At 70.9% G+C, this 11,280-nt stretch carries 10 protein-coding genes; 6 read left to right on the top strand and 4 right to left on the bottom strand.

Features of this window, described 5'->3' with window-relative positions; translation table 11 throughout:
- Positions 1 to 206: 206 nt before the first annotated feature.
- Both ACZ4UU_RS05165 and ACZ4UU_RS05160 read left to right on the top strand, forming a co-directional pair.
- The gene (locus ACZ4UU_RS05165) at positions 207 to 518 is read left to right on the top strand and encodes a hypothetical protein (protein WP_468036557.1); all 312 of its coding nucleotides are present in this window, start codon (positions 207 to 209) and stop codon (positions 516 to 518) included.
- 194 nt (positions 519 to 712) lie between these two features.
- Positions 713 to 1,387: a helix-turn-helix transcriptional regulator gene (locus ACZ4UU_RS05160; protein WP_468036556.1), complete on the top strand. Its 675-nt coding sequence runs from the start codon at positions 713 to 715 to the stop codon at positions 1,385 to 1,387.
- A gap of 242 nt (positions 1,388 to 1,629) precedes the next feature.
- Here ACZ4UU_RS05160 and ACZ4UU_RS05155 read toward each other — a convergent pair whose 3' ends face one another.
- On the bottom strand, positions 1,630 to 1,962 hold the full coding sequence (locus tag ACZ4UU_RS05155) for a hypothetical protein (RefSeq protein ID WP_468036555.1): 333 nt from the start codon (positions 1,960 to 1,962) through the stop codon (positions 1,630 to 1,632).
- Positions 1,963 to 1,982: 20 nt separating this feature from the next.
- Entirely contained in the window at positions 1,983 to 3,680 is a 1,698-nt protein-coding gene (locus ACZ4UU_RS05150) for a sodium:solute symporter family protein (RefSeq protein WP_468036554.1), read from the bottom strand.
- A gap of 199 nt (positions 3,681 to 3,879) precedes the next feature.
- On the opposite strand from ACZ4UU_RS05150, the gene galT reads away from it, so the two are divergent.
- From galT to galK, 3 genes are all read left to right on the top strand, one after another.
- Positions 3,880 to 4,941 carry a galactose-1-phosphate uridylyltransferase gene (gene galT / locus ACZ4UU_RS05145; RefSeq protein WP_468036553.1) on the top strand — a complete coding sequence of 354 codons (1,062 nt, stop codon included), beginning with the start codon at positions 3,880 to 3,882 and terminating at the stop codon, positions 4,939 to 4,941.
- A complete protein-coding gene (galE, locus tag ACZ4UU_RS05140; RefSeq protein ID WP_468036552.1) occupies positions 4,938 to 5,900 on the top strand; it encodes a UDP-glucose 4-epimerase GalE in 963 nt (320 codons plus the stop codon). The genes galT and galE overlap by 4 nt, the downstream gene beginning before the upstream one ends.
- Positions 5,901 to 5,977: 77 nt before the next feature.
- On the top strand, positions 5,978 to 7,141 hold the full coding sequence (gene galK / locus ACZ4UU_RS05135) for a galactokinase (protein WP_468036551.1): 1,164 nt from the start codon (positions 5,978 to 5,980) through the stop codon (positions 7,139 to 7,141).
- Between the two features lie 27 nt (positions 7,142 to 7,168).
- Here the strand turns inward: galK and ACZ4UU_RS05130 are convergent, their stop codons facing one another.
- Positions 7,169 to 8,167, bottom strand: a complete 999-nt coding sequence (locus ACZ4UU_RS05130) for a hypothetical protein (RefSeq protein WP_468036550.1) — start codon at positions 8,165 to 8,167, stop codon at positions 7,169 to 7,171.
- 264 nt (positions 8,168 to 8,431) lie between these two features.
- On the opposite strand from ACZ4UU_RS05130, the gene ACZ4UU_RS05125 reads away from it, so the two are divergent.
- The gene (locus ACZ4UU_RS05125) at positions 8,432 to 9,151 is read left to right on the top strand and encodes a hypothetical protein (RefSeq protein ID WP_468036549.1); all 720 of its coding nucleotides are present in this window, start codon (positions 8,432 to 8,434) and stop codon (positions 9,149 to 9,151) included.
- Here the strand turns inward: ACZ4UU_RS05125 and ACZ4UU_RS05120 are convergent.
- On the bottom strand, positions 9,125 to 11,263 hold the full coding sequence (locus tag ACZ4UU_RS05120; protein WP_468036548.1) for an NACHT domain-containing protein: 2,139 nt from the start codon (positions 11,261 to 11,263) through the stop codon (positions 9,125 to 9,127). The genes ACZ4UU_RS05125 and ACZ4UU_RS05120 overlap by 27 nt on opposite strands.
- Positions 11,264 to 11,280: the final 17 nt, after the last annotated feature.

The raw sequence follows: 11,280 nt of genomic DNA, 5'->3' as shown, positions 1-11,280 counted from the left end.
GGGAGCACGACCGTGGGAGCCGCGGCATCCGGCCGCGGCGGTCTGGACGCCGACAACATCACAGCAGTGAGAGCCTGGACGACCAAGGAAGGATCATTGCCGGTCGGTGCCCGGAGCGTGCGTCCTACCAGCCACCCGCCGGCTCACCCGTGTCCGGAGTCGCCCGCAATGTGGTGTACCCCCGCCGGGCACACTCCAGAGGCCCCATGTCCCGCACACGTGCTCACGTGACCCCGGCGATGCTGCGGTACGGCCTCTCCTTCACCGGACCCCACCGCACCGCCCTCTTCGGCGACGGCGCGGTGGGCGCCGCCGTCCTGCTGGACCGGCTCGGCGTCCAGCCGCGGGCGGTGGCCTTCCTCGCCAAGGTGGTACGCGGCGGGGCGTCCGGTACGCGGGTGCCGGCGATGAGGCGGCGGCCATGGTGCGTTCGTGGCTGGAGTCCGCGGCCGCTGGAGGCCGTCACCGAACTGCTCGGTCTCCGGCACGTGCACCGCTCTCGGGTGGCGGGGGAGTGAGCGGCGGGCCTGACACCGTCTCGTCGCCCTTGAATGCGGAAAGCAAGAAAATCCGTCGTTCCGGGGCACTTCTCACCGGTAGGGGCGCGCAACGTCGAACAAGCGTGTAGCTTCCGGGAGCAAAGGGCTGGGGAGTCGGGAGGGGGCTCCTTCTGTCCCTGCGGAGGGGTCTTGGGGGACTGGGGGGTTTCTCGATGGGAGTGCGGCTCATGGTGGTCGACGACCACCGATTGCTCGCGGAGGCGTTGGCCTCGGCGTTGAAGCTGAGGGGGCATCGGGTGCTGGCCGCGGCGGCACCGGCCGCGGGGGCGGCGGAGTTGGTGATCACGCGGGCGCCCGAGGTGTGTCTGCTGGGGACTGCTTCGCCCGCGGAGCCGGGGATGTTCGATCCGGTGGTGAAGATCAAGCGGGAGCGGCCGCAGGTGGCTGTCCTGGTGTTGGGGCCGGTGCCGAGCCCTCGCGGGATCGCGGCTGCGTTCGCGGCGGGGGCGTCCGGCTATGTGCGGCATGACGAGCGTATAGAGGGTGTCGAGCGGGCGATCATGAAGGCCCGGGCGGGGGAGGCCGCGGTGGCGCCCTCTCTGCTGCAGGGCGCCTTCAGCGAGTTGCTCGACCCGGCGGCCCAACCTGACGACGAGGGACAGCGGCTGTTGCAGATGCTCACCCCTCGGGAGGTCGAGGTCCTGGTCCGGGTCGCGGACGGTGAGGACACCCGGCTGATCGCCGCGGGGATGGGGATCGCGCCGTCGACCGCGCGTACGCATGTCCAACGGGTGCTGATGAAACTGGGCGTCGGGTCGCGGTTGGAGGCGGCTGCGTTGGCGGCTCGGACGGGGTTGCTGGATCGGGCCGGTCCGGTGGAGCCATGACGCCTGCGGCGGCCCGTCGCGGTGCTCGGACTTGCGCGAGAGCTGCCGCCGTGGCCGGGATCCTCGACGGCACTGCGCAAGAGTGGTGCGTCGTCCCGGGAGACTGCAGCCCGTCCGGCGTTTGAGGACGAGGCCCTTCGGGCCGATGGCGGAGGTCCAGGGGGCGGCAGCCCCCTGGCGGAGTGATGGGACGGGTAGGGGCGGCGGGGGCGAGGGACTCCTGGCTCGCCCCCGCCCGGGGATCAGGGCGTCTGGTCGTCCGTCCTGGGCGGTGGAGGCGGCGCCGTGGGGCGGAGTTTCAGCCAGGCCAGGAAGAAGAGGCCGAGGAGCAGCATCCCCAGCCCGGTCCAGAGGTTGATGTTGACGCCCTCGGCCTTGTCGATCGCCGCGTCGTCGTCCGTGAGACCGGCGATCGTGACGATGACGCCGTAGATCACGAAGAGGCCGCCGATGATCCGCCGGATGTCGAAGAGCCGGGCGGCCGTCTCGGACTTGCCCTCCAGTTCGGTGACCTCGCGCTGGACGTCCTTCTCGGAGTAGCCGGGGTGGTGGGGGTGGTCGGAGTGGTCGGTCATGGTCTCTCAGCCTCCGGTCGTCAGAACGAGAACGAGAACGGGATGTAGCAGGCGGCCGCCAGCACCACCGCGCCCCAACCCAGCAGCGCCGGCTTCCGGTACCACGCGTCGTCCCCCTCGGCCGGCGGCTCGGCCATGCCGGGCGAACGGGTGCCGTAGACCAGCCCCTGGAGATCCTCCGTCGGCTTGGGCGCCGTGAAGAGGGAGACGGCCACCATGACGACCGCGCCGGCCACGAAGCCCGCGATGGCCGAGACGAAGTTCGCGCCCTGGTCGGAGGGGATGCTGATGACGTCCTGCTTGTAGAGGACGAAGTAGTTGATCATCGCGGCCGTGGTGCCGGCCAGCAGGCCCCAGAAGCCCGACTTCATCGACGCCCGCTTCCAGAACATGCCGACGATGAAGACCACGAACATCGGTACGTTGAAGAAGGAGAACAGGGTCTGGAGGTAGCTCATGATGTTGGAGAAGGAGGAGGCCAGGAAGGCCGTGCCGATGGACGCCAGGACTCCGATCGCCGTGATCAGGCGGCCGAAGCGGACGTAGTAGGCGTCCTCGCGGTCCCTCACCACGTACTTCGCCCAGATGTCCGTGGTGAACACCGTGTTGAACGACGACACGTTCGCCGCCATACCCGCCATGAAGGCCGCCAGCAGGCCGGTCACCGCGATGCCGAGGACGCCGTTGGGGAGCAGGCCCTCCATGAGGTAGGGGATGGCGTCGTTGTACTGGTAGCCGGACTCCTCGGTGCCGAAGCCGGGGACCAGGGCCGCGGCCGCCAGGCCGGGGATCATCACCAGGAACACGATGAAGATCTTCGGGAACGCCGCGATCAGCGGGGTGCGCTGGGCCGCTGAGAGGTTCTTCGCGGAGAGGGCACGCTGGACCTCGGCGAAGTTCGTCGTCCAGTAGCCGAAGGAGAGGACGAAGCCGAGGCCGAGGACGATGGTCAGCCAGTTCGCGCCGAGGGGGTTCGCCTCGCCGATGCCCGTGCCGCCCCACGCGGTGACGAAGTCGTCGCCGTGGGACTGGGTGAGCTTGTCCGTCAGGCCGTCCCAGCCGCCCGCCTTCTTCAGGGCCAGGATGGTGATCGGGATCAAGGCCGCCAGGATCACGAAGAACTGAAGGACCTCGTTGTAGATCGCCGAGGACAGGCCGCCGAGGGTGATGTAGGCCAGCACGAAGAAGCCCGCCACGACGATCGCCACCCATTGGGGCCAGCCCAGGAGGGCCTCGACGACGATCGCCAGGGCGTAGAGGTTCACGCCGGCGATCAGGATGGCCGCGAAGGCGAACAGGATCGAACTGAGCAGGTGTGCCGATTTGTCGAAGCGGAGGAGCAGGAACTCCGGTACCGAGCGGACCTTGCTGCCGTAGTAGAAGGGCATCATCACCAGGCCCAGGAAGACCATGGCCGGGATGGCGCCGATCCAGTACCAGTGCACCGTGTAGGCGCCGTACTGCGCGCTGTTCGCCGCCATGCCCAGGATCTCGGTCGCCGCCAGGTTGGCGGAGATGAAGGCGAGGCCCGTGACCCAGGCGGGCAGGGAGCGGCCGGAGAGGAAGAAGTCGAGGCTGGTCTTCACCGAGCGGCGGGCGGCGAAGCCGATGCCGAGGACGACGACGAAGTAGATGCCGAGCAGCGTGTAGTCGAGCCAGTTCGTGGGGAGCCGTAGCTCGGCGGCGAGGTAGGTGGGGGATTGTGTGGGGGTTTGCATAAGTACTCGCTTCGTTGCGCGAACCGATACAGAGCGGAACCTACGCCGCGGTGTTCAGTAATTGAACACGTCAGATGATGCCCTTTGTTTGATTGTGATGTTGACGCAGGTGGTGAGTTGTGTTTCTCTGTGTTTGGTTATGTTTGATGGAGGCTCGGAGGAGTCTCGGAAGATCTGAGTGGCTCGAATGGAGTCCGCCGTGAAGAAGACCTCGACCCAGCTGGCCGACGGTCGTGAGCTCGTCTACTACGACCTGCGCGACGACACCGTGCGGGACGCCGCCGACCGCCGTCCGCTGGACCGGACCGTCACGACGTCCGAGGTCCGACGGGACGAGTTGCTCGGCGACTGCGTCGCCATCGCCTCGCACCGGCAGGGGCGGACCTACCACCCGCCGGCGGACGAGTGCCCCCTGTGCCCCTCGCAGGGCGACCGGCTGAGCGAGATCCCCGACTCGTCGTACGACGTCGTCGTCTTCCAGAACCGTTTCCCCTCGCTCGCCGGTGACTCCGGGCGCTGCGAGGTCGTCTGCTTCACCTCCGACCACAACGCGTCCTTCGCCGACCTGACCGAGGAGCAGGCGCGGCTCGTGCTCGACGCGTGGACCGACCGGACCTCCGAGCTGTCATCTCTGCCCTCCGTGCAGCAGGTGTTCTGCTTCGAGAACCGCGGCGCCGAGATCGGGGTGACCCTGGGGCATCCGCACGGGCAGATCTACGCCTACCCGTTCACCACGCCGCGCACCGCCCTGATGCTGCGCTCCGTCGCCGCGCACAAGGACGCCACCGGCGGGGAGAACCTCTTCGACGCCGTCCTGGAGCGTGAACTCGCCGACGAGCGGGTCGTCCTGGAGAGTGAACACTGGGTGGCCTTCGTGCCGTACGCCGCGCATTGGCCGTACGAGGTCCACCTGTACCCGAAGAACCGGGTGCCCGACCTGCTCGCGCTCGACGAGGAGGCGCGCTCAGAGTTCCCCAAGGTTTATCTGGAACTCTTGAGGCGCTTCGACCGGATCTTCGGGGAAGGCGAGCCTCCGACGCCGTACATCGCCGCCTGGCACCAGGCGCCGTTCGGGCAGCTGGAGGACTTCGAGGGCGTCGTGCGGGACGACTTCGCGCTTCACCTCGAGCTTTTCACCATCCGCCGCACTTCCGGCAAGCTGAAGTTTCTCGCGGGTTCCGAGTCCGGCATGAGCGTGTTCATCAACGACGTGCCGCCGGAGCGCGCGGCCGAGCGACTGCGAGAGGTAGCGAGTTCATGAGTGGGAAGTACCTGGTCACCGGTGGCGCCGGCTATGTGGGCAGCGTGGTCGCCCAGCATCTGCTGGAGGCGGGTGACGAGGTCGTCGTGCTCGACAACCTCTCCACCGGCTTCCGCGAGGGCGTGCCGGCCGGGGCTTCCTTCATCGAGGGCGACATCCGCGACGCCGCCAAGTGGCTCGACCCCTCCTTCGACGCCGTGCTGCACTTTGCCGCGTTCTCGCAGGTCGGCGAGTCGGTCGTCAAGCCCGAGAAGTACTGGGACAACAACGTCGGCGGCACCATGGCGCTGCTCGGCGCCATGCGTGAGGCGGGCGTGCGGCGGCTCGTGTTCTCGTCGACGGCGGCCACGTACGGCGAGCCGAAGGAGGTGCCGATCGTCGAGTCGGCGCCCACGCGGCCGACGAACCCGTACGGCGCCTCCAAGCTCGCCGTCGACCACATGATCACCGGCGAGGCCGCGGCCCACGGACTCGGCGCGGTGTCGCTCCGGTACTTCAACGTCGCCGGTGCCTACGGCGACTGCGGTGAGCGCCACGACCCCGAGTCGCACCTCATCCCGCTCGTCCTCCAGGTCGCCCAGGGCAAGCGCGAGGCGATCTCCGTGTACGGCGACGACTACCCGACGCCCGACGGCACCTGCGTGCGCGACTACATCCACGTCGCCGACCTCGCCGAGGCCCACCTGCTCGCGCTGAAGGCCGCTCGGCCCGGCGAGCACCTCATCTGCAACCTCGGCAACGGCAACGGCTTCTCCGTCCGCCAGGTCATCGAGACCGTCCGCCAGGTCACCGGGCACCCGATCCCCGAGGTCGTGGCCCCGCGCCGCGGCGGCGACCCGGCCGTCCTGGTCGCCTCCGCCGACACCGCCCGCGAGCGGCTCGGCTGGAACCCGTCCCGCGCGGACCTCGCGGGGATCGTCGCCGACGCGTGGGAGTTCACGCAGCGGCGCGCAGGTTAAGTTCTACGGCCGGTACGGACGGCCGTACGTTCCACGGCCGCTGCGGCCGGTTCAGCAGGGAAGGTCAGGGTCAGGGGATGAGCGTCGACACGGCAGCCGCGGTCGCCGAGCGGTTCAAGGAGCTGTACGGGACCGAGCCGGAAGGGGTGTGGGCCGCGCCGGGCCGGGTCAACCTGATCGGCGAGCACACCGACTACAACGACGGCTTCGTCATGCCGTTCGCACTGCCGCACACCGCGCTCGCGGCGGTCTCACGGCGCGAGGACGGCGTGCTGCGCCTGCACTCGGCGGACGTCGAGGGCGGCGTGGTCGAGCTGCGCGTGGAGGAGCTCGAACCCGGGTCGGACCGGAACTGGACGGCGTACCCGTCGGGTGTGGTCTGGGCCCTGCGCGCGGCCGGGCACGCGGTGACCGGCGCCGACATCCATCTGTCCTCGACGGTGCCGTCGGGCGCCGGCCTGTCGTCGTCGGCGGCCCTGGAGGTCGTGGTCGCGTTCGCGCTCGACGACCTCTACGACTTCGGCCAGAAGGGCTGGCAGCTGGCCCGGCTGTGCCAGCGCGCCGAGAACGTGTACGTCGGCGCGCCGGTCGGGATCATGGACCAGACGGCGTCCGCGTGCTGCGAGGCCGGCCACGCCCTGTTCCTCGACACCCGGGACCTCTCCCAGAAGCAGATCCCCTTGGATCTGGCCGCCCTGGGCCTGCGCCTGCTGGTCGTCGACACCCAGGTCAAGCACTCCCACAGCGAGGGCGAGTACGGCAAGCGCCGCGCGGGCTGCGAGAAGGGCGCGGCGCTGCTCGGCGTCGACGCGCTCCGGGACGTCGCCTACGACGACCTGGAGGCGGCGCTCGACCGGCTCGGCGACGACGAGGAGGTACGCCGCCTGGTGCGCCACGTCGTCACCGAGGACGAGCGCGTCGAGCGGGTCGTCTCCCTGCTGGAGTCCGGCGAGACACGGGCGATCGGCCCGGTCCTGACCCAGGGGCACGCCTCACTGCGCGACGACTTCCGCATCTCCTGCCCGGAGCTGGACCTGGTCGTGGACACGGCCCTGGCGTCCGGCGCCCTGGGCGCCCGCATGACCGGCGGCGGCTTCGGCGGCTCGGCGATCGTGCTGGCGGAGGCGACCGATGTCGACACCATCAGCAAGGCGGTCGAAGAGGCCTTCGCGGCGGCCGGGTTCACGGCACCGAGGGTCTTCGAGGCGGTACCGGCGGCGGGGGCGCGGCGGGTCGGCTGAGCCGAGGTGTGCAGGTCGGGGCCGTTCCTACGGGGGCGGCCCCGTTCGCGTGCTCGGGCGGATGTTTCCCGTGCGGGAGAGGAGCAGGGCGAGTGAACCCGTCCTCAGGCGGGGGCGGCGGCGTGGGCGGTCGGGGCGGGCCGGGCCGCGGCGTGGGGCCACAAGGGCCCCGATGAGGGTCAGGGCCAGGTGGGCCGTCAGGGGGTCCGCGGTTCCGTAGTGGGTGCGGAAGCGGGAGCGCAGGCGCCGGATCCGGGTGGCCAGGTCGGTGAGGGAGAAGGCGTGCAGGGTGGCGCTGGTGGTGAGGCCCTCGGCGCGGTCGAGGGGGAGGTCGTGCAGGTCGTCGAGGAGTTGGAAGACGTACCCCAGCTCGGTGAGCAGGGCGCGTTCCGCCGCTGACATGCCGGGGCGGAGCAAGGAGAGCAGGGCGACCATGCCGAGGCCGCCCTTCCCCCTGGTGATCTCCAGGACCTCCGGCAGGGGGAGACGCGGGTCGCGCTGGGCGCGGGAGCGCAGTTGGAAGGTGTGCAGTTCCCGCAGGAGGGGATGGACCGGGTCGTCGGGCGGGTGGGACAGGCGTACGGCGATGGCGTCGTGCAGCAGGAGCAGCAGTTCCTCCAGGCGGCTGTGCGGGCGGAAGGGCTCGCCCGCGAACAGGGACGCCAGGTCCTCATCCAGGTCCGCGCGGTCGCCGTGGTCGACGAGATCGTCGTAGAGGCGGGTGAACGAGCTGCCCAGGACGGCCAGTTCGGCGTCGAAGGGCACGCGGGCCATGGACGCGTATCCCCACAGGGCGAAGCCCACCTTCACTCCGGTGCCGAGCAGGGTCGCGTGGATCCGGCGCCGCTCCTTGGCATCGGGCACGGTGCGCTCGACGAGCGGGAGCACCGCACGGTCGTACGCCGGCACCAACTGCCGGGAGTCGACGCACAGGAACCGGACGAGCGAACCCCAGCCCCGCGCCGCGACCGCACACCGTAGGACCGCCACCGCATCACGTCGTGTGTCGCTCCTGGCCTCCCCCATGCCGTGAAGCCTTACCGTGGCCCAGCGCGCGTAGTCCATCCGGATGCGCGCCGTGCGCCCCTCGCGCGTCCGACAGGGGGTGACGTCGCGCGGCGTTCGGGTACGGTCTGAACGGGGGAACAACCGGTCCGGAATGGACGGTCGGATGTGGAGACTTCACCAGGAGCAGTCGAACCGTCAGGCCTGCCCGGCGGCCGTCGGGGCGCCGTGCCACGGCCTGACCTGCAAGTGCCGCTGTATCCGCCGGGTTCACGACCGGCGGCCGTGGTCAGAGCGCTGCTCGTACGGCTGCGCACGCCCCGCTTCGCCGAGGCGCAACGGGCGACGCGGCGGGGCTTCGCCCTGGTCCTGCTGCTCTGGGCCGCCACGCAGTTCGCGGTGGAGACGGGGGCGCGGCCGTATCTGACGTGGACCGCCGCGGCACTGACGCTTTGGCTGCTGGGGCGTGTGTTCGCGCTGGGCCGGACCGAGAAGCGGCAGCGCCAGTACGAGCAGCGGTGGCTCGCGGGGCAGACCGAGACCCTGCGGGACACCTGGTTCGAGGTCGTGCGGTGCACGGTGCGGCACCGGCAGGGGCCGGGGCAGGACCGCTGGGACGAGTCGAGCTACGAGCTGGCGTCCCGCGACGACGTGCGCGAACTCCTCGCCCGCCAGGCGTCGGAACGGAAGTCGGGCAGGTCGTCGAAGGTGACCGTGGAGTTCCGGTTCGCGCTGCCCGGCCGGCAGTACGAGGCGCTGGCGGCTGCGGACGCGGACCTCACGGACCTCGAACTGGTCGCCGCCGACCGGCAGTTGGCCTCCGGCAAGGTCCGCTTCCCCGCCGCCGCCTACCACGCCGAGACCCCGCCCGGGCGGCAGGGCGGGTACTGGCCGAGCCGCACCACCTTCTGGGTCCTGGGCCAACCCCTGCTCTTCACGGCGTCGCCCGACGGGCTGCCCGCCGCACCGGCCGACTCGTCAGCCGGCGGCCGACTGATCGGCTGAGCCCCGCGGCGCCGGGGAGTCCGCCGGACGGGCCGCGGCCAAGTGGTGCTGGAGGCTGGCGTGCCGGAACTGGTAGTGAGCGCCCGTGGAGCGCAGCACGCCCAGCCGGTACGCGTCGTCGAGGAAGGTGACCAGGTGCCAGGGCGTACGGCGGTGCCAGGCCAGCCACCACCGGGCCGTGTTGAAGTGGCCCCAGGCGCTGGTCGACAGCACGACCATGCCGAGCCCGGCCCCGGCCAGGAGTGCGCCGACCAGGGCGCCGACCGCACCCGTCGTCGCGGCGGACGCCGAGAACACCAGGTCGTAGCGTGCTTTGTGGATCCCTGCCGTGGCGAGGAAACCGCCCACGGCGGCGCCCGCCGCGGAGCCGAACAGCCACGCGTACAGCACCGCGTCGCGGTCGTCCCGCAGTGACCTGCGCGGGGTGATCGCGTGTTTCGGCTCGGTGGGGCGGGTGAACCGGCGCGCGGTCGCGAAGACGACACCGAAGGCGAGCCCGGCCGCGATCCCGTACGTCACCGAGTACAGCAGTCCCGCGATCAGGCCGCCGGTGACCAGCCCGATCAGGCCGAAGCCGAGGTCGAGCAGCAGGGGGCGCAGGACCAGGCGGGGCTGCTGTGCGGTGCGCCGGGGCGCGAAGCGCCGGGGCGGCTCGGTGCGCAGCAGGCCGAGGAGGGGGCTGAAGACGACGCCGACGCCCGCGCCGAACAGGGCGCCGAACGTGGGCCGTCCGAAGAGACCGAACAACAGCAGGCCCAGGAGGCAGCAGCTCACCGTGCCGATCACGCCGGGGACCACGACGAACGGGTAGCGGGGCACCCCGGCCAGCACGCGCAGGTCCCACCAGCTCAGGTCCACGGCACCGTGCTCGCCGTCGCGGCGCCGGGAGTCCAGCCGGGACGCGAGGAACCGGAGATACCCCAGGGCCGCGGGCGCCGGCCAGTAGCGGGCGGGCCGGCCCGGGTTGCCGTCGTCGGCCCCGACGGGCGGTGACTCGAAGACGACCGGGACGAACATGTCGAGCAGATACGCCTCGATCGCCTCGCTCGTGCCGAACCGACCGGAGTCCAGCAGGTCACGCGGGGTGCTGCCGCGGGGCTGGTAGGTGGCACGGGTCAGGAACAGCATCAACGGCCGGGACAGGGCGGTGGCCAGCGGTCCCGTCGGATCGGTGCGCAGACTGCGCAGGACCGGTTCCCAGCGCTCCAGGTCGTCGGGGAAGTGGGACTCCAGATACGTGACGGTGTCCTCGGCGGCGACCGGCAGCAGCCGTACGACACGACTGTCCGGCAGCGGCTCCTCGGCCGTCGTCGCGTGGAACTCCTCGGTACGGCAGGTCAGGACGGTGTCCGTCGGCAGGTGCGTGTTCTCCCGCAGCGCGCGCAGCACCTGGCCCCGCGCCTCGGGAGGCAGTTCGTCGAGGCCGTCGAGGAGCGGCAGCAGCCGGCGGTGGACGAGGAGTTCCCTCGCCGCGCCGCTGCCGTACTTCGTCGTGTCGCCGAGGAAGCCGTAGTCCTCGGTGAGACGGCGGACGATCCAGTCCTGGAAGCTCGTCTCCGGGTCCCACGCGGACAGTTGGAGCAGCACCGGGACACGCCCCAGGTCGCCCCGGCGGCACAGCGCGAGGGTCAGATCGACGCACAGGCCCGTCTTGCCGGAGCCCGCGTCACCGACGACGACCAGGCGGGAGGGGTGGGCGAGGTAGTCGTCGATCAGGGCGTCGAGCGTGCCGTGCCGGGCCGGCGGGCCACCAGCAGGGGTGCCTGCCCCAGCGGGCGTGCGGGAGTGGGGTTCGCGGACGGTGTCCCACAGCACGGGGATGCGGTCCACCGCGAGATGCTGCTTGCGGCGGCCGGCCTCGGTGGTCCAGTGCCGCTCGATCGCGTGGTTCAACGCGGCCGCCGCCGCGTCGAGTCGGTCACCCTCGCTGCGCTCGGCGTTCCACGCCCAGGTGCGCTGGACGAGGGATCTGGCCGGTGAGGCGATGAGCATGGTCCCGCCGATCCCCAGGGCCGCCGTCACCGGCTCCAGTCCGAACCGGATCACCGCCCAGACGGCCACGACGATCCCGGCCAGCCAGAGAGCCATGGTCCACCGCTCTCTGCTCGTCATGCGGTCATGAAATCCCA

This window comes from Streptomyces sp. NPDC028907 (genome assembly GCF_055564995.1).
The sequence above is the reverse complement of the archived record's forward strand: the minus strand, read 5'-3'. Positions and strand labels throughout refer to the sequence as shown.